We start from the raw sequence: 16,517 nt of genomic DNA on the forward strand, positions 1-16,517 counted from the left end.
GTCAGCGTGAAATCAGTGCGATGACCAGCGCGGAGAGATACAAGCCCAGGCCAAACACGGTGTGGTTGGCAAGGCTGCGCAGGCAGTTCTTGAGCGGGGTGGGCGTGCGCGATGCCGCAAAGCCAGAGCCCATGGCGGGCTGCATCACCAAAAGCGGCGCCGCCACGGTGCCCATGCCCACGGCCAGCGCGGGCCACAGGGTAGGGCTGTGGACCCAGGTGGCGCCCTGCAGAGACAGCAGCACCCCCGCAAAGGCCACGCCCACGGCGTAGTGCGTGAGCCAGCCCCAGGCCAGCTCCCCGCGCACCGGAGCCGCCTTGGCAATGGCCGCGTGGGCGACCTGCCCGCGCAACAGGTGGCCCACCCAGCGGCCGATGAAAGCGAAGTTGAGCGTGGGCACCCCCAGCCTTTTGAGCAGCAACAGCCAGGCATCCATGACGGCGGTGGCGCCGATGCCCAGGAGCATGGCGAGGGGAATGTCTTGCAGTGAGAGAGTCATCAAAACACCTCGGAAAGTTGACGGAAGAAGGTTTTGAACGGAATATAGAAGTTCAAGTCAACTTGAGGTCAAGAGGTTTTTTCATGGACATTGCCGAAGTCGCCAAACGCTCCGGGCTGCGGGCGTCCACGCTGCGGTATTACGAAGAGAAGGGCTTGATCCAGTCGGTGGGGCAACCCGGCGAGCGCCGCCGGTTTGCTCCCGGCGTGATGGACCAGCTGGCGTTGATTGCGCTGGGGCAGTCGGCCGGGTTCTCGCTGGACGACATCCGGTCCATGTTCTTGCCCAGCGGCGAGCCCAACATTGACCGGCAGCTGCTGTCAAGCAAGGCCGACGAGCTTGACACCATGGTCAAGCGCCTCAAGGCCATGAGCAACGGCCTGCGGCATGCGGCCGCCTGCCCGGCCGAGAGCCACGCCCAGTGCCCGTCCTTCCAGCGGCTGCTGAAAGCCGCCGCTGACGGAGCGCTGGAGCGTCAGCAGCGGCGCAGCGCGCAGCCGGTGGTGGGGCTGCGCCGGCCGCGTGCCTGAGCGGCCCGAGACGCCTCGGTTGATTGGGTGATTGAGTTGCTACCTATTTGATAGCTGCTCAGGCATATTGCACTAGCGCTATCGGCCAAAAAGGCTTGAAGTGGAGGCGTTGGAAGCTTGCACAGCGGTGTGGGCAGCGGCGCGGGCCCGTCACCCGCCTTTGGGGGCGCCCAGCTTGCGGTACACCGTGGCGCGGCTGATGCCCAGCGCGCGCGCCGCCTCGGCCACGTTGCCGCGCGCTTCCTGCACCGCGCGACGGATCATGGCCACTTCGGCCTCGCGCAGCGGGGCGGGCGCGGATGCAATGCCTGGCACCGCCGCTGTGTGGGTGTCGCCCACGGTGCGGGCGTGCGCAGGCAACTGCGCCAGCGCGTGCAGCCGCAGGCCCGACCACAGCGGCAAATCCAGCGGCTCCCTACGCTTTTGGCGGGCCGCGTCGAACAGCATGGTCCAGGGCATGGCCAGCAGGTCGCTGCAGTGGGTGCGGGCACCGGGCAGGCCGGGGGCGCGCAGGGGCTGTGGCACCAGCTGGCGGGCCATGCTGTTGGCACCCACCACGCAGCCGTCGGCGTCCAGCGTCAGCAGGCCGTCGCCTTCGCCGCCCAGCGGGCAGCCTGGCCAGTTCACACGCAGCAGCAGGGCATGGGGCAGTTGCAGCAGCAGTGCGTCTTCCATGGCGCGGGCCGACCGGGCCACCAGGTGGCGCAGCTCGGGCCGTTCGGGCACATCCACACCCGTCAGGTCCAGCATGCCCATGCAGCGGCCCTGGGGGTCGAACAGCGGGGCTCCGGCGCAGCTGTAGCTGGCGTTATCGTCAAAAAAATGCTCGCCCCGGTGCAACCACACAGGCTGCAGCTCTTCCAGTGCGGCGCCAATGGCGGTGGTGCCCACGGCTGCTTCCGATAAATCAATGCCCACGCGGCCAATGGCGCTGGCGCGCGGGTCGCTCCGGTCGCAATGGCCTTGCACATCGACCACGATGCCGCGTGCGTCGGTGAGCATGGCGAAGTAGCGCATGCCCGCAATGGCCCGGGTCAGCTGCTCCAGCACCGGCCGGGCCGCGCGCAGCAGGTGGTGGTTCTGCTCCTGGCTGTGGCGCAGCGCCGTGGCGCTGACGGCGTCAAACGCCACGCGCCGTGTGGGCTCCAGGCCCCGTGCCAGGCAGCGTTGCCAGGACCGTGCAATCCACGGCTCCACCTCGGCGCGCACGGGCGCTGCACCGTCGGACAGCAGGCTCTGGCGCGCCTGCGCAATCAGCGCGTGGCGGTCAGCAGCGGGGTGGGGCGCGGAGATCAGCATGTGAATGGGCTCCTGGAGGTCCGCATGATGCGGTAGTCCACTGAATCCGGGAAATCGGGGGTGCGTGAGGGTCTGGCAAGGCCGCAATCTAGGCGCCGGGCGCAGCCGTGTTGTACACCCGGCGAGCACGGCAACAACGAGTGCGGCCTTGCCAGACCCTCACCCTGCGGGCCAGGGCTGCGGCGGGTACCCGGCGGCGTTGCCTGACTTGCCAAGGCAGCCAGCCTTGGCAGCGCCAGGCGTCTTGCCGTGCATCCCGCCGCAGCCCTGGCGCACCCCCGATTTCCCGGATTCAGTGGACTAGTGTGCATTGCAGCATGTTTCATTTTGAGAATATCCAGCCAGGGCCGCCGGAAATCTAGGGTTGTCCCTAGGGATGCGCGTTGGGGCGCGGCAGAAGATGCGCGAGCGATGAGCGTGATCCCGATCCCTCCGCGAGGTCGTGAGCGCGCTCCTATCCAGCCAAAACCACTCCAGGAGACAGCCAGATGCAAGTCCAGTTCACGGTCAACGGGCGCGCTGCCAGTGTTGACGTCCCCCCCAATACCCTGCTTGTCCATGCGCTGCGAGAGCACCTGTTGCTCACTGGCACCCACGTGGGTTGCGACACCAGCCAGTGCGGGGCGTGTACGGTGCATGTGAATGGCCGGGCCGTCAAATCCTGCGCGATGCTGGCGGTCCAGGCCCAGGGGGCCGAGGTGACCACCATTGAAGGCATGGCCACCCCTGACGGCACCATGCACCCTATGCAGGCTGCGTTCAAGGAGTGCCATGGCCTGCAGTGCGGCTTTTGCACGCCGGGCATGGTGATGAGTGCGGTGGACCTGTGCAAGAACCACCCCAACGCCAGCGAAGGCGAGATCCGCGAGCTGCTCGAAGGCAACATCTGCCGCTGCACCGGCTACCAGAACATCGTGCGCGCGGTGCAGGTCGGCCAGAAGGCCATGGCCGGCGCCTGAGCGCGCCCGCCGTCCCCACGCCAGAACAATCCAAGGAGACAAGACCATGGGTGCATCCGACTTTTCCAAGCTGCCGCACATCGGCGAATCGCTCAAGCGCAAGGAAGACTACCGCTTCCTGACCGGCGCGGGCCAGTACACCGACGACGTGGTGCTGGCCGCGCAGAGCCATGCGGTGTTCGTGCGCTCACCGCACGCCCACGCCAAGATCAACAGCATCAACATTGACGCTGCCAAGGCCGCGCCCGGCGTGCTGGGCGTGTTCACCGGTGCCGACGTGGCCGCCGACAACATCAACGGCCTGCCTTGCGGCTGGCTCATCACCAGCACTGACGGCCAGCCCATGAAGGAGCCGCCACACCCCATCCTGGCGCAGGGCAAGGTGCGCTATGTGGGCGACCACGTGGCCATGGTGGTTGCGCTGACCCAGCAGCAGGCACGCGATGCGGCCGAGCTGGTAGAAGTGGACTACGACGTGCTGCCCGCCGTGGTGAATGTGGCCGACGCCGCATCGGGCGCCGTGGCAGGTGCGGCGCTGCACGACATCGCGCCTGACAACCACTGCTTCAAGTGGGCCATCGGCGACAAGGGCGCCGTGGACGCCGCGTTTGCCAACGCAGCGCATGTCACCCAGCTCGATCTGATCAACAACCGCCTGATCCCCAACGCCATGGAGCCCCGTGCGGCCATCGGTAGCTACAACCGGGCCAGCGACGAATACACGCTGTACGTCAGCAACCAGAACCCGCACGTCGAGCGCCTGCTGATGACGGCCTTTGTGATGGGCCTGCCCGAGCACAAGGTGCGCGTGATTGCACCCGATGTGGGCGGCGGCTTTGGCTCCAAGATCTATCTGTACGCCGAAGACGTGTGCCTGACCTGGGCGTCCAAAAAGCTCAACCGCAACATCAAGTGGGTGGCCGACCGCAGTGAGGCGTTCTTGAGCGATGCCCACGGCCGCGACCACGTGAGCCACGCCGAGATGGCGTTGGACAAGGACGGCAAGTTCCTGGCGCTGCGTGTGCACACCCACGCCAACCTGGGCGCCTACCTCAGCACCTTTGCCAGCGCGGTGCCCACCATCCTGTATGCCACGCTGCTGGCGGGGCAGTACAGCACGCCGCAGGTGTATGTGGAGGTGGACTCGTGGTTCACCAACACCGCACCGGTGGACGCCTACCGGGGCGCAGGCCGCCCTGAGGCCACCTACCTGCTGGAGCGTCTGGTCACCCGCTGCGCGTGGGAGATGGGACTGCCGCAGGACGAGATCCGCCGCCGCAACTTCATCAAGGCCTTCCCGTACCAGACGCCGGTAGCGCTGCAGTACGACACCGGCGACTTCCAGGCCTGCATGGATGGGGCGAACAAGCTGGCCGACGTGGCGGGCTTCGAGCAGCGCAAGGCCGCCAGTGCGGCCAAGGGGCTGCTGCGGGGCATTGGGTATTCGTCGTACATCGAGGCCTGCGGCATCGCGCCGTCCAACATCGCCGGCGCCCTGGGCGCACGCGCAGGGCTGTTCGAATGCGGCGAGGTCCGTGTGCACCCCACCGGCAGCGTGACGGTGTTCACCGGCTCGCACAGCCACGGTCAGGGGCATGAGACCACCTTTGCGCAGGTGGTGGCCGCGCGCCTGGGCATCCCGGTGGAGAACGTGGACATCGTGCACGGCGATACGGGCCGCGTGCCGTTCGGCATGGGCACGTATGGCTCACGCTCCATCAGCGTGGGCGGCGCGGCCATCATGAAGGCGCTGGACAAGATCGAGGCCAAGGCCAAAAAGATTGCTGCGCACCTGATGGAAGCGAGCGATGCCGACATCGACTTTGCGAATGGCGAATTCACGGTGCGTGGCACCGACAAGAAGATCCCGTTCGGCCAGGTGTCGCTGGCAGCCTATGTGCCGCACAACTACCCGCTGGACGTGCTGGAGCCGGGCCTGAACGAAACCGCGTTCTACGACCCGACCAACTTCACCTTCCCGGCAGGCACTTACATCTGCGAGGTCGAGGTGGACCCGGCCACCGGGCACACACGGGTGGACAAGTTCACGGCGGTGGACGACTTCGGCACCATCATCAACCCCATGATCGTCGAAGGGCAGGTGCATGGCGGACTGGTGCAAGGCATTGGCCAGGCGCTGCTGGAGAACTGCGTGTACGACCGCGAAACGGGCCAGCTGCTCACCGGCAGCTTCATGGACTACGCCATGCCGCGTGCCGATGACTTCCCCGAGTTCAAACTGGGCCATGTGTGCACGCCCTGCACCCACAACCCGCTGGGCACCAAGGGCTGCGGCGAGGCCGGGGCCATTGGCTCGCCACCGGCGGTGATCAACGCCGTGCTGGATGCGCTGCGACACCTGGGTGTGAAGGACTTCGACATGCCCGCGTCGCCGCACCGCGTCTGGGAAGCGATTCAACACGCCAAGGCATAAGGAGATCCACCATGTACGCATTCACTTTTGAAGCGCCTTCCTCCACCGCCGCTGCCGCGCAGCTCATCGACCAGGGCGGCAAGCTGCTCGCGGGCGGGCAAAGCCTGCTGCCGTCCATGCGGCTGCGCCTGGCCAACCCTGAAAAGATCGTGGACCTGAACAGCATTGCCGAACTGGCGGGCATCCGCCGCGAGGGCAACGCGCTGGTCATCGGCGCCATGACGCGCCATGCCGACGTGGCAGCCAGTGCGGATGTGAAATCCGCCATCCCTGCGCTGGCCGACCTGGCCGCCCACATTGGCGACCGCCAGGTGCGTGCACGCGGCACGCTGGGCGGCTCGGTGGCCAACAACGACCCTGCCGCCTGCTACCCCAGTGCGGTGCTGGGCCTGGGCGCCACGGTCATCACCAACCGCCGCGAGATCAAGGCCGACGATTTCTTTGTGGGCATGTACACCACGGCACTGGATGAGGGCGAGATCATCACCGCCATCCGCTTCCCGATCCCGAAACGCGCTGCGTACATGAAGTTCAAGCAGGCGGCTTCGCGCTTCTCGCTGGTGGGGGTGTTTGTGGCGCAGACCGACAGCGGCGTGCGCGTGGCCGTGACCGGTGCGGCCAGCAGCGTGTTCCGCCATGCGGGGCTGGAGGCGGCGCTCAACCAGAGCTTCACCCCGCAGTCGGCTGCCAGCGTGAAGATCGACGCGAACGATCTGAACGCCGACATCCACGCCAGTGCCGCCTACCGCGCCAACCTCATCAGCGTGCAAACGCAGCGCGCTGTGCAGCAAATGCTGGGATGACGTGAAGGCAACCCCGCCACCGTGGTACGGCACCCGTTGGCGGGTTTTTGAGTGAAATTGGCTGCAAGCGCTAGAGGAATAAGCGCTGGCAGCTATGAATTGGATAGCAATGAACTCGTTGAACGCCGCGCCGGTTCCGGCTTCCATCGACGCCCTGGTGCAGGCCCTGCAAAGCGTGGGCTATTTTGCCGACCGTCGCCTGGCCACGGCGGTGTTTCTGGCGCTCACGCTGCAGCGGCCTTTGTTGCTGGAGGGCGAGCCTGGCGTGGGCAAGACGGCGCTGGCCAAAGCCCTCTCGGAAGTGCTGTCGCGCAGCCTCATTCGCCTGCAGTGCTACGACGGCCTGGAGCAGCGCGAGGCGTTGTACGAGTGGAACTACGCCGCCCAGCTCTTGCACATGCGGGCAGCGGAAGGGCAGGGCAGTGCCGACATGGCGCAGGTGGAGCGCGAGGTCTACCAAGACCGCTACCTCATCCGCCGCCCCTTGCTGCAGGCGCTGCAGGCACCAGCGCCGGGCGCCGTGCTGCTGATCGATGAGGTGGATCGCGCGGACGAGCCCTTTGAGGCCTTCCTGCTCGAATACCTGGGCGAGTACCAGGTCAGCATCCCCGAGATCGGCACGGTGCGCGCCACGGCCACACCGGTCACGCTGCTCACCAGCAACCGCACGCGTGATCTGCACGACGCCGTCAAGCGCCGCTGCTTGTACCACTGGCTGGACTACCCCGAGCGCGAGCGCGAGCTGGCCATCGTCCGCGCGCAGGTGCCCGGTGCCAGCGAGGCGCTGGCCGTGCAGGTTGCAGAGTTTGTGGGCCGCCTGCGCAGCCAGCCGTTTGCCAACGCCTTCCAGCGCGCACCGGGCATTGCCGAGAGCGTGGAATGGGCCAAGGCGCTGGTGGCGCTCGACACCATCGTGGTGGACCCCGAGGTGGTGTCCGATACCGCAGGCATCCTGTTCAAGCAGCGCGAGGATGTGGCTGCGCTCACCCGCGACATGGCGGTGCAGTTGCTGCAGCCCGCCGATGCCGATGCATGAGAACCGGCCGATGGCCGAGGGCGCGATGTTCTCCCAACTCGGCGATGCCCGCACTGGCAAGCTGGCCGACAACCTGAGCGGCTTTGGCCGCACGCTGCGCCGCGCTGGCGTGCGGGTGGATGCGGCCCGCATGGCGCTGGCCCAGCAGGCGGTGATGCTGGTGGGCCTGCAGCGCGAGGACTTCGGTGCTGCGCTGGAGGCCGTGCTGGTCAGCCGCGAGCAAGACCGTGTGGTGTTCCGCGAGCTGTTCGATGCCTACTTTCGCAATCCCAACGTCGCACAAAAGCTGCTGGCGCAGATGCTGCCCAGCGCAGAATCCAAGGCCGAGCCCGTCAAACGCCGCCCGCGCGTGAGCGAGGCACTGGCGCCCGTGCGTGCCGCGCGCAACGCACCGCCCGCGCGCGAAGAAGACAAGATCGAATTCGATGCCGCCATGACGGCCAGTGACCTGCAGCGCCTGCGGCAGGCGGACTTCAACCAGCTCTCGGCCAGCGAATACATCCTGGTGGAGCGCCTGGCACGCGACGTGCCTTTGCCTTTGCCGCGCTTTGCGGCCCGCCGCACCCGGCCGGGTGTGCGCGGCAGCCGCCCGCACTGGCCCGGCGCCATGCACCATGCGGCGCGCAGTGGGGGCGAGGTGCTGCACATCCCCTTGCTGCAGCGCCGCCAGCAACCGCTGCCGCTGCTGGTGCTGGTGGACGTGTCGGGCTCGATGGAGCGCTACGCGCGTTTACTGCTGGCCTTCTTGCACGCCGCCACCGCGCCGCGCCACACCGGGGCTGCCGTGCGCCGGGACGTGTTTGCCTTTGGCACTGGCTTGACCGACCTCACGCCCGCCTTCCGCCTCGCCGACACCGACGCCATGCTTGAGACGGCCAGCCATGCCATCACCGACTTTGCGGGCGGCACCCGCATGGGCGACAGCCTGGGCCAATTGCGCCTGCAGCATGCGCGGCGCCTGGTGGGGCGGCGCACGCTGGTGCTGCTGATCAGCGATGGGCTGGACACGGGCGCCCCCGAGGTGCTGGAGCGCGAGCTGGCCTGGCTGCGTCGCCACTGTGGCCGCCTGCTGTGGCTCAACCCGTTGCTGCGCTACGAGGGGTATGCCCCCACGGCGCGCGGTGCGTCGGCCCTGCACCGCCAGGCCCACGGCATGGTGGCCGTGCACAACCTGAGCCACCTGAAGGACCTGGCCGCCAGCCTGGCAAGCGTGTTGCGGCAATGAGGGCGCGGCACCGCACCGCATCGAGCCCAGCCATGCAGCGGACCGATTGAATTCCCACAACATTCACACCCATTGAAGACCGAGAGGACCCACCATGGAAATGCAAGCCAGCCGAACCCTTGCCGTCAGCCAGCAACAGGCCTGGGAGGCGCTCAATGACCCTGAGGTGCTCAAGCTGTGCATTCCCGGCTGCGACAAGGTCGAGCCCACGGCCGAGAACCAGTATTCGGTGGCCATGGCGCTCAAGATCGGGCCCGTGTCGGCCAAGTTCGCCGGCAAGATCACGCTGTCCGACATCGTGCCGCCCGAGAGCTACAACATCGCCTTCGATGGCTCCGGCGGCGTGGCGGGCTTTGGCAAGGGCAATGCCCAGGTCAAGTTGGTGCCGTTGCCTGCCGATGCGGCGGGGCAGGCCAGCTGCGAGCTGCATTACACCGTGCATGCCTCCGTGGGCGGAAAGATCGCGCAGCTGGGCCAGCGCCTCATCGACGGCGCCGCCAAGAGCATGGCCGAAGACTTCTTCAAGCGGTTTGATGACGAGATGCAGCGCCGCTTTCCGCGTGCTGAAGCCCCCCCGGCAGATGCAGCAGCCAGTGCCGATGCCGTCACTCAGCCAGGCACCGTGGAAGGGGGGAGTGCCACCCAGGGCGGCGGTATCCCTGCGTGGATGTGGGGTGTTGGCGTGGCGGCCCTCGTACTGCTGGCCTGGTGGTTCAATCGGGGTTGAGTGCTATGGGTACCGGAAGGAAGTGAGTCATGGAAAATTTGGACGTCGTCGTGCTGCGCACGCTGCAGGGCTGGCGTGCCGCAGGGCGCCGTGCGCTGCTGGCCACGGTGGTGCGCACCTGGGGTTCGTCGCCCCGGCCGGTGGGTTCGATCATGGCGCTGTGCGAAGACGGCGCGGTGGTGGGTTCGGTGTCGGGCGGGTGCATTGAGGACGACCTGATCGACCGCCACACCCGCGCCTATGCCCAGGCGGGCGCTGCGGCAGACGGTGCCGAGCACCGCATCCCCAGCGGGCCGCCATCGTTTGTCAAATACGGCATCAGCGCCGACGAGGCCCACCGCTTTGGCCTGCCCTGTGGCGGCACGCTGGAGCTGCTGCTGGAATACGACCCAGATCCCGCGCTGCTGGCCGATTTGATTGCCCAGCTGTCCGCCGGGCGCCTGGTGCAGCGCACCGTGCGCCTGTCCGATGGCGCCGTGACCCTGGCGCCTGCGCAGGCACCCGAGGATCTGAAGGTGGATGCACAGCAGCTCACCAACACCTTCGGGCCCGAGTACCGCATGCTGCTGATCGGGGCGGGGCAGCTCACCGAGTACCTGGCCACCATGGCCTTGTTCAACGGCTTTGCCGTGACGGTGTGCGACCCGCGCGAGGAGTATCGGGGCAGCTGGAGCGTGCCGGGTGCCACCGTGGTGAGCGACATGCCCGACGATGTGGTGCTGGCCTTCAAGCCCGATCGCCGCACCTGCGTGGTGGCCCTCACGCACGACCCCAAGCTGGACGACCTGGCGCTGCTGGAGGCTTTGAGCACCGAGGCGTTCTACGTGGGCGGCATCGGCTCGCGCCGCAACAACGAGGCGCGGCGTGCCCGCATGATCGAGCACTTTGACCAGACCGAAGCCAGCCTGCAACGCCTGCGTGGGCCCATTGGCATCTACATCGGCAGCAAGACGCCGCCCGAAATCGCGGTGAGCGTGATGGCCGAGATCCTGGCCGTCAAGAACGGCGTGACCCTGCCGCGCGACATGGAAGTGGCCCAGGCCAAGAACGACCGCGAGCAGGCGCACAACGACCCCGGCGCTCTGGTGTGCGGAGTGCGGTAGCCACGCAGGCAGGTCAGTGTCGGGCTTTGGGTTCCTGCGCCTGCGCCTGCAGTTGCCGCTGCACGTGCCTGAGCAGCCCTTCGCAGGCGTCTTCCACCAGGTCCAGCACCTCCTCAAACCCCTGGCTGCCGCCGTAGTACGGGTCAGGCACCACCGGGCTGTCGAATTGCAGACAGAACTCCGTCATGCGCCGCAGCTTGTGCGCGTGTGCGGGCGGGCATTGGTCCTGCGCAAGGGCCAGGTTGTCCCAGTCCATGGCCAGGATCAGGTCGTAGCGGGCAAAGTCCGCATCAATGATCTGCCGGGCCCGCAGGTCTGACAGGTCATAACCGCGCTGCGCCGCGTGGCGCTGGGTGCGGGTGTCGGGCGGCTCGCCGGGGTGGTAGTTGTGCGTGCCGGTCGAGTCCACCACCACGCTGTGCGCCAGGCCGCTGTGGGTGATCTTGTGGCGGAACACACCGTGGGCTGTGGGGCTGCGGCAGATGTTGCCCATGCACACGAAGAGAATGGCGTAGCGAGACATGGTGGTGGCGTGCGTTCAGGCCTCGATCACCACTGGGCCGCCCTTGGCGATGCCCCGTTGGTAGGCCGGGCGTGCGTGCATGCGCTCCAGGTAGGCCTGCAGGTGCGGGCAGCGGCTTGCGTCGTTGGCGCGTGACATCAGCGCCTCGACCGCAAAGCTCATCTGAAAGTCCGCCATGGTCAGGTGCTCCCCCGCAAACCAGCGGTGGGTGCCCAGGTGCGCTTCAATGAACGCCAGCGCCGTGTCCACGTTGGGGTCGATGAGCTTTTGCTGCACCGTGCCGCACAGGGCGCGTGCAATGGGCTTCACGAAGAACGGCATGGGCTGCGTGGGGATGGTCTTGAACACCAGCTTCATCACCAGCCAGTTCATCAGCGAGCCCTCGGCATAGTGCATCCAGAAGCGGCACTGGCGGTGTTCGGCGGTGCGGGGTGCTGGCTGCAGGTGGGCCAGGTCGCCCCGGGCCTGCTCGCCATAGGTGTCCACCAGGTATTCGATGATGGCGCCCGACTCGGCAATCACTTCGTCGCCATCGGTGATGACTGGCGACTTGCCCAGGGGGTGAATGGCCTTGAGCGCAGGCGGGGCCAGCTTGGTGGCCTTGTCGCGTGGGTAGATCTTGAGCTCGTAGGGCACACCCAGCTCTTCCAGCAGCCAGAGAATGCGTTGCGAGCGCGAGGTTTCGAGGTGGTGCAGGGTGATCATGGTCGCCATCTTATTGAAGAGTGGGCCGAATGCACCCTGGTGCAGCCCTTGTTTTGCGGTTGCTGTCTGGTTCAGGCCGCACGGCGGCGCTGCTGGCCGATGGAGCGTTGCATCCATTGCACATACAGATCCACCGAAATCAGCACGGCCATGGCAAATGCGCAGGCGGCCACGATGGGGCCGAGGCCCAGCGAGCTGACCAGCCCGACGCCCTGCACGGTGGCAAAACGGTTGGGGGTGGTGCAGACGAATTCGGCCGCGCCCATGCCGGTGTAGTGCATGGCGCACACGGCGGCGGCCATCAGCAGGGAGGCCCCCACGCGGCTGCCCAGGCGGCGGGTGTTGAAGGCCAGCCACAGGGCGGCCGTGCCTGCTGCCACCGCAATCAGCACCGACAGCGCCACGGTGCGCAGGTCCCAGTGGATGTAGCCGCCAATCTTCATGCCGGACATGCCCAGGTAGTGCATGCCCGCCACACCCAGGCCCAGCAGCAGTCCTGCGCCCAGAATCCGTGCCGGCTCCCGGGGGGCCTTGGACACCACGATGAGTGCAGCCGAGGTGCAGCCCACGGCCGCCAGCAGAGATACAGCGCTTTCAACGATGCCGTAGCTGCTGGCCACATCCAGCCGCAGCGCCACCATGCCCACAAAGTGCATGGACCACACCCCGATGCCGCCCAGCGCCACGCCGGCCGTCAAAGTCGCTGCGCGGTTGAGCGATCCGTCCTTGTGGCGGATGCGGCGTGTGACCATTAGTGCGATCAATGAACCAATGAACGCCAATGCGAACGAGATGGCGACAAGGTGGGGGCGGTATTCGGAAACGACGGTGGGGTCCATGGAGCGCTGCCTGAGAAGGGGGTGGAGGAGAGCTTCACACCGCATCTGAGGCGATTGAAACCAATTGTTTATATATTAGACCAATTGGTTATTTTTTGCTCTGAATGGTTATGTTTCAGAAATAAGAGCCCACCCCGGCTTGTTCATGGGTCTTCACATTCGCCTTCCAGAAGGCGATGGGGTGGGTCAATCGCCCGCCATCGGGGTTCTCAAGGCAAGGGTGTTCAGCCAGCCGCGCTGCTGGCGTTGGGTCAGAGCTGCAGCAGGAAAGCGCGCAGCATGCGCCAATGTTCCTGGCATGCCTCTGCGGCAGACTGGGCGGCTGCGTTTTCCAGCTGGCGGGCGCGCACGCTCTGGGTCGGGTGGCCCAGGGTGAGCAGCACGGTGGCCAGGCTGTGAGCCAAGCGCCGCAGCGCCGGCCAGTCTTGCGCTGCGCTGGCCGTGTCACCTTGCCGCACGTCGGCGGGGAACTGCTGCAGGCAACTGGCGCGGTACGCCTTGAACAGAAACTCGTCGCCCGCAAAGTGGGTGGCAATGGCCTTTGCCTCATCGTCGGCCGCTTCATCGGCAGGCGTGGCTGTTGTGGCTGGCGCATTGGCAGGGGTATCCGCCACCAACGCCAGCGCATCCGTCACGCAGGCCTCCAGTTCTGCCACCGATGCAGGTTTGGACAGCATGCGCCACACCTTCATGGCCTGGAGTTGCTCGCGCACTGGCGGCGTCAGGCCCGCGCTGAATACCGCCACCGGAATTCGGCGTTCGTGCACAGGCTCCTGCAGCAGCCGCTGCACCAGGTCAATGCCGGATTCGCCCGGCAGCATGAGGTCCGTGATGATGAGTTCCACACCCCCTGCATGCAGCGCCTGCATGGCGTCAGGCACGTTGGCGCAGGTCACCAGCTCGATGGGAAGTTCCTCCAGCGCCATCTGCACAAAGCGTGCGATGGAGCTGTCGTCTTCCACGAGCAGGACCTTAGGCGCGCTCATGCGGGTACCTGGGCCTGTGGAATGCACGCGGCCAGAGCGCTGGGTAACTCGGCCACCAGCCGGGGCTTGTGGATCACCTTCACACCCTGCAAGGCAAATGCATAAGGCTCGCGCTGTTGCTCGTCGAGCGAGGTGACCACGATGAGGTGGCTGCGCGCAAATTGAGGGTGCGAGCGCAGCGTGGTGATCAGGGTGGCGCCGTCGATGCCTGGCAGCAGGATGTCCACGATCAGCACCTCGGGCTGTATCTGCCCATACAGCGCAAGGCCGGTGATGCCATCGTTCGCCACCTGCAGCTGCACTCCTGGCAGGTGCTGCTGCACGATGAGGCCCACGAGGTTCTGGAAATGGATGGAGTCCTCGATCAGCAGGATTTGTGGTGCACGCCCTTTGGCTGGTCCCACCGGTGCGGCCAGGGGCGCGCGGGCGGCGACCGGAGCGCCGACGGCGGGTGCCTGGGCAGCGCCACCGGCGCCATGGGCGGTCATCCAGCGTTCCACCGATGCACGCGAGATGCGGCGGTGCCCGCCAGGGGTCTTCCAGGCCTCAAGTTCGTTGCGGTCCACCATCAGCTGGACCGACCGCACGGCCATGCCCAGCATCTTGGCGACTCCTAGCGTGGTGTAGTGGTCGGCCATGGCGTGCTCCGCGAGGGAATTGTCAGATTGCATAGATCGCGCATTTTCTCCTAATTTTTATTTTTACTCGACTTGCATTTGATAAAAATGATTGATATGATTCAATCAATGGCAAGAAATCACGTTAAAACGTGTTTTTTTGTATTCCAAGCCGATTCCCCGCCCCACAAAGGCTACCGCAATGAAAAAGATCCTGATCGTCGAAGACCACATCGATATCCGCAAACTGCTCAAGATGACGCTGGAGTTTGATGACTTTGAGATCCACGAAGCCGCTACGGGCGATGCGGGCTGGGTGCTGGCGTGCGAGTTGCAGCCCGACATCGTGCTGCTGGATGTGATGATGCCGGGCACCCTGAACGGCCTGGACGTCTGCCGCCGCATCAAATCCGACCCGGGCATGCGCCACACCAAGGTGATCATGTTGACGGCCCGGGTGCAGTCGGACGACAGGGCAGCAGGCTTCGCGGCGGGGGCCGACGACTACCTGATGAAGCCCTTCAGCACCCTGCAGGTGCTGGAAACCATCTACCGCATGGAGGCAGCGCATTGACCTCGCTGCCATTGCTGGAACCTGCGTCTCAGGTGCCGCCAGACACGCGCTGCTTTGACGAGGCCGCGGCGGCGCAGATGGAGCGGTTTGTGCGCGATTTCGGACGCATGTACCGAGAGCGCAACGAAGCCCTGCGCGAGGTCACCCGCGCGCACCATGCCGCACTGTTGCACCTGTCGGCTGCGGCCGACCTCAAGGACGACGACACCGGCGTGCACATCGTGCGCATCGGCTACCTGGCCGAGGCCCTTGCCCTGGCTCTGGGGCAGACGGTGGGCTACGCACGCATGCTGCGCAAGGCCGCGCCCATGCACGATATCGGCAAGATCGGCACCCCTGATAGCGTACTCAAGAAGCCTGGCAAGCTCACCCCAGAGGAGCGCCAGACCATGAACTGCCACGCTGCGATGGGTGCCGAGATCCTGGGGCGTTCAAACATTCCGGTGTTTCGCATGGCGGCCGAGGTGGCGCTCACGCACCACGAGCGCTACGACGGCCAGGGCTACCCGGCGGGCCTGTCGGGCGAGGCGATTCCTTTGTCGGGCCGCATCACCGCCGTGGTGGATTTTTTTGACGCGCTGACCATGGACCGGGTGTACCGCCCCGCCTTCGCGGTGCCGGTGGCGCTGGAGATGCTGGCGGCCGAGCGCGGCCGTGCTTTTGACCCGGTGATCGTGGACACGTTTTTGGCGCATGCTGAAGCCATCGATGCGCTGCGGTGCAAGATCACGCAGGAATGTCCGTCTTTTGATGCACTGATCGACGCGCCCTGATCCCCTTTTTTCTGACCGCTCAGCGGCAGGCCACTGCGGGCACGGTGGTGTTATTGATCCAAGGATTCTCAATGATGATGACGATGATGCAGTGGCTGAAACCGTGGGCTTTGACCGTCACCCGCGTGGCGCTGGCCGTGTGTGCGACCAGCGCGCTGGCGGGGCCTGTGGCCGAGCGGGTCCAGATCCAGTCGGTGTTGCGTGTGTGTGTCTGGCCGGACTACTACGGCGTGACCTACAGGCACCCGCGTACACAGCAACTCGGGGGTATCGACATCGACCTGTCTGCCGAGCTGGCGCGAGACCTCAAGGCCAGGGTCGAATATGTGGACTCTTCTTTTCCCACCCTCATTGACGACCTGAACCAGGACCGTTGCGATGTGGCCATGTTTGCCATTGGCATGCTGCCCCAGCGGATGGAAAAGCTGGCTTTTACCCAGCCCTACATGCGCAGCGACATTTACGGCATCACCACCAAATCCAACACGGTCATCAAGCAGTGGGGCGACATTGACAAGCCGGGTGTGTTGGTGGGCGTGCAGGCAGGCACGTTCATGGAACCCATCATGGCCCAGCGCCTCAAGCAGGCCACGCTGGTGCGCATCCAGCCGCCCGCTACCCGCGAGCGCGAACTGACTGCCGGGCGCATTGACGTGTTCATGACCGATTATCCCTACAGCCGGCGCCTGATGGACAACGCCGACTGGGCCCGGCTCATCGAGTCTCCCGAACCATTTTCGGTGCTGCCCTATGGCTATGCAGTCAAGCGCGGCGATGCCGCCTGGCTGGCGATGGTGGATGCCTTTGTGGCGCGCATCAAGGCCGACGGCCGCCTGCAGCGCGCGGCCTCTCAAAATGGCCTGAACGCCATCGTGGTGCGCTGAT

Annotated in this window: 18 protein-coding genes; 11 read left to right on the plus strand and 7 right to left on the minus strand. The window is 66.0% G+C overall.

Annotated elements, in window-relative coordinates; translation table 11 throughout:
* Position 1: 1 nt before the first annotated feature.
* Positions 2 to 466: a DUF2938 domain-containing protein gene (locus C8C96_RS10590; protein WP_121943967.1), complete on the minus strand. Its 465-nt coding sequence runs from the start codon at positions 464 to 466 to the stop codon at positions 2 to 4.
* A gap of 116 nt (positions 467 to 582) precedes the next feature.
* On the opposite strand from C8C96_RS10590, the gene C8C96_RS10595 reads away from it, so the two are divergent.
* Positions 583 to 1,029, plus strand: coding sequence for a helix-turn-helix domain-containing protein (locus tag C8C96_RS10595; protein WP_015015242.1), 447 nt, complete (start codon positions 583 to 585; stop codon positions 1,027 to 1,029).
* A 150-nt stretch (positions 1,030 to 1,179) separates the two neighbouring features.
* Here the strand turns inward: C8C96_RS10595 and C8C96_RS10600 are convergent, their stop codons facing one another.
* On the minus strand, positions 1,180 to 2,328 hold the full coding sequence (locus C8C96_RS10600) for a helix-turn-helix domain-containing protein (protein WP_110960363.1): 1,149 nt from the start codon (positions 2,326 to 2,328) through the stop codon (positions 1,180 to 1,182).
* 488 nt (positions 2,329 to 2,816) lie between these two features.
* Here C8C96_RS10600 and C8C96_RS10605 point away from each other — a divergent pair, with 488 nt between their 5' ends.
* The 7 genes from C8C96_RS10605 to C8C96_RS10635 all read left to right on the plus strand — a co-directional run bounded on the left by C8C96_RS10605 (position 2,817) and on the right by C8C96_RS10635 (position 10,615).
* The gene (locus C8C96_RS10605) at positions 2,817 to 3,287 is read left to right on the plus strand and encodes a (2Fe-2S)-binding protein (RefSeq protein WP_056748178.1); all 471 of its coding nucleotides are present in this window, start codon (positions 2,817 to 2,819) and stop codon (positions 3,285 to 3,287) included.
* 46 nt (positions 3,288 to 3,333) lie between these two features.
* Positions 3,334 to 5,721, plus strand: coding sequence for a xanthine dehydrogenase family protein molybdopterin-binding subunit (locus tag C8C96_RS10610; protein ID WP_056748176.1), 2,388 nt, complete (start codon positions 3,334 to 3,336; stop codon positions 5,719 to 5,721).
* Positions 5,722 to 5,732: 11 nt separating this feature from the next.
* Positions 5,733 to 6,524, plus strand: coding sequence for a xanthine dehydrogenase family protein subunit M (locus C8C96_RS10615; RefSeq protein ID WP_121942286.1), 792 nt, complete (start codon positions 5,733 to 5,735; stop codon positions 6,522 to 6,524).
* Positions 6,525 to 6,633: 109 nt separating this feature from the next.
* Positions 6,634 to 7,560: a MoxR family ATPase gene (locus C8C96_RS10620; protein ID WP_121942287.1), complete on the plus strand. Its 927-nt coding sequence runs from the start codon at positions 6,634 to 6,636 to the stop codon at positions 7,558 to 7,560.
* 10 nt (positions 7,561 to 7,570) lie between these two features.
* Complete coding sequence (locus tag C8C96_RS10625; RefSeq protein ID WP_121942288.1) at positions 7,571 to 8,785, plus strand: VWA domain-containing protein; 1,215 nt, start codon at positions 7,571 to 7,573, stop codon at positions 8,783 to 8,785.
* A 94-nt stretch (positions 8,786 to 8,879) separates the two neighbouring features.
* Positions 8,880 to 9,512 (plus strand): CoxG family protein, encoded by a 633-nt coding sequence (locus C8C96_RS10630; protein ID WP_121942289.1) that lies wholly within the window; start codon positions 8,880 to 8,882, stop codon positions 9,510 to 9,512.
* A gap of 29 nt (positions 9,513 to 9,541) precedes the next feature.
* The gene (locus C8C96_RS10635) at positions 9,542 to 10,615 is read left to right on the plus strand and encodes an XdhC family protein (RefSeq protein ID WP_121942290.1); all 1,074 of its coding nucleotides are present in this window, start codon (positions 9,542 to 9,544) and stop codon (positions 10,613 to 10,615) included.
* A gap of 13 nt (positions 10,616 to 10,628) precedes the next feature.
* Here C8C96_RS10635 and C8C96_RS10640 read toward each other — a convergent pair whose 3' ends face one another.
* The 5 genes from C8C96_RS10640 to C8C96_RS10660 all read right to left on the minus strand — a co-directional run bounded on the left by C8C96_RS10640 (position 10,629) and on the right by C8C96_RS10660 (position 14,339).
* The gene (locus tag C8C96_RS10640; protein WP_121942291.1) at positions 10,629 to 11,138 is read right to left on the minus strand and encodes a low molecular weight protein-tyrosine-phosphatase; all 510 of its coding nucleotides are present in this window, start codon (positions 11,136 to 11,138) and stop codon (positions 10,629 to 10,631) included.
* Positions 11,139 to 11,153: 15 nt separating this feature from the next.
* Entirely contained in the window at positions 11,154 to 11,843 is a 690-nt protein-coding gene (locus C8C96_RS10645) for a glutathione S-transferase family protein (RefSeq protein WP_199737463.1), read from the minus strand.
* Between the two features lie 71 nt (positions 11,844 to 11,914).
* On the minus strand, positions 11,915 to 12,682 hold the full coding sequence (locus C8C96_RS10650; RefSeq protein WP_121942293.1) for an MHYT domain-containing protein: 768 nt from the start codon (positions 12,680 to 12,682) through the stop codon (positions 11,915 to 11,917).
* 251 nt (positions 12,683 to 12,933) lie between these two features.
* Positions 12,934 to 13,668, minus strand: a complete 735-nt coding sequence (locus tag C8C96_RS10655) for a response regulator (protein WP_121942294.1) — start codon at positions 13,666 to 13,668, stop codon at positions 12,934 to 12,936.
* On the minus strand, positions 13,665 to 14,339 hold the full coding sequence (locus C8C96_RS10660; RefSeq protein ID WP_199737464.1) for a response regulator: 675 nt from the start codon (positions 14,337 to 14,339) through the stop codon (positions 13,665 to 13,667). The genes C8C96_RS10655 and C8C96_RS10660 overlap by 4 nt, the downstream gene beginning before the upstream one ends.
* A gap of 148 nt (positions 14,340 to 14,487) precedes the next feature.
* Here C8C96_RS10660 and C8C96_RS10665 point away from each other — a divergent pair, with 148 nt between their 5' ends.
* From C8C96_RS10665 to C8C96_RS10675, 3 genes are all read left to right on the plus strand, one after another.
* Positions 14,488 to 14,859, plus strand: a complete 372-nt coding sequence (locus C8C96_RS10665; RefSeq protein ID WP_116747678.1) for a response regulator transcription factor — start codon at positions 14,488 to 14,490, stop codon at positions 14,857 to 14,859.
* Positions 14,856 to 15,632, plus strand: coding sequence for an HD-GYP domain-containing protein (locus C8C96_RS10670; protein WP_199737465.1), 777 nt, complete (start codon positions 14,856 to 14,858; stop codon positions 15,630 to 15,632). Before C8C96_RS10665 ends, C8C96_RS10670 begins: the two co-directional genes overlap by 4 nt.
* 71 nt (positions 15,633 to 15,703) lie before the next feature.
* A complete protein-coding gene (locus tag C8C96_RS10675) occupies positions 15,704 to 16,516 on the plus strand; it encodes an ABC transporter substrate-binding protein (RefSeq protein WP_121942295.1) in 813 nt (270 codons plus the stop codon).
* The last annotated feature ends 1 nt before the right edge of the window (position 16,517 follow it).

The sequence above is a fragment of the Acidovorax sp. 100 genome (assembly GCF_003688355.1).
Lineage (GTDB): Bacteria > Pseudomonadota > Gammaproteobacteria > Burkholderiales > Burkholderiaceae_C > Acidovorax > Acidovorax delafieldii.

Excerpts from the sequence above, each read along its gene's own strand:
- C8C96_RS10590 (WP_121943967.1), bottom strand. The coding sequence starts at position 466 with ATGCTCCTGGGCATCGGCGCCACCGCCGTCATGGATGCCTGGCTGTTG.
- C8C96_RS10595 (WP_015015242.1), top strand. The coding sequence starts at position 583 with ATGGACATTGCCGAAGTCGCCAAACGCTCCGGGCTGCGGGCGTCCACG.
- C8C96_RS10600 (WP_110960363.1), bottom strand. The coding sequence starts at position 2,328 with ATGCTGATCTCCGCGCCCCACCCCGCTGCTGACCGCCACGCGCTGATT.
- C8C96_RS10605 (WP_056748178.1), top strand. The coding sequence starts at position 2,817 with ATGCAAGTCCAGTTCACGGTCAACGGGCGCGCTGCCAGTGTTGACGTC.
- C8C96_RS10610 (WP_056748176.1), top strand. The coding sequence starts at position 3,334 with ATGGGTGCATCCGACTTTTCCAAGCTGCCGCACATCGGCGAATCGCTC.
- C8C96_RS10615 (WP_121942286.1), top strand. The coding sequence starts at position 5,733 with ATGTACGCATTCACTTTTGAAGCGCCTTCCTCCACCGCCGCTGCCGCG.
- C8C96_RS10620 (WP_121942287.1), top strand. The coding sequence starts at position 6,634 with ATGAACTCGTTGAACGCCGCGCCGGTTCCGGCTTCCATCGACGCCCTG.
- C8C96_RS10625 (WP_121942288.1), top strand. The coding sequence starts at position 7,571 with ATGGCCGAGGGCGCGATGTTCTCCCAACTCGGCGATGCCCGCACTGGC.
- C8C96_RS10630 (WP_121942289.1), top strand. The coding sequence starts at position 8,880 with ATGGAAATGCAAGCCAGCCGAACCCTTGCCGTCAGCCAGCAACAGGCC.
- C8C96_RS10635 (WP_121942290.1), top strand. The coding sequence starts at position 9,542 with ATGGAAAATTTGGACGTCGTCGTGCTGCGCACGCTGCAGGGCTGGCGT.
- C8C96_RS10640 (WP_121942291.1), bottom strand. The coding sequence starts at position 11,138 with ATGTCTCGCTACGCCATTCTCTTCGTGTGCATGGGCAACATCTGCCGC.
- C8C96_RS10645 (WP_199737463.1), bottom strand. The coding sequence starts at position 11,843 with ATGATCACCCTGCACCACCTCGAAACCTCGCGCTCGCAACGCATTCTC.
- C8C96_RS10650 (WP_121942293.1), bottom strand. The coding sequence starts at position 12,682 with ATGGACCCCACCGTCGTTTCCGAATACCGCCCCCACCTTGTCGCCATC.
- C8C96_RS10655 (WP_121942294.1), bottom strand. The coding sequence starts at position 13,668 with ATGAGCGCGCCTAAGGTCCTGCTCGTGGAAGACGACAGCTCCATCGCA.
- C8C96_RS10660 (WP_199737464.1), bottom strand. The coding sequence starts at position 14,339 with ATGCAATCTGACAATTCCCTCGCGGAGCACGCCATGGCCGACCACTAC.
- C8C96_RS10665 (WP_116747678.1), top strand. The coding sequence starts at position 14,488 with ATGAAAAAGATCCTGATCGTCGAAGACCACATCGATATCCGCAAACTG.
- C8C96_RS10675 (WP_121942295.1), top strand. The coding sequence starts at position 15,704 with ATGATGATGACGATGATGCAGTGGCTGAAACCGTGGGCTTTGACCGTC.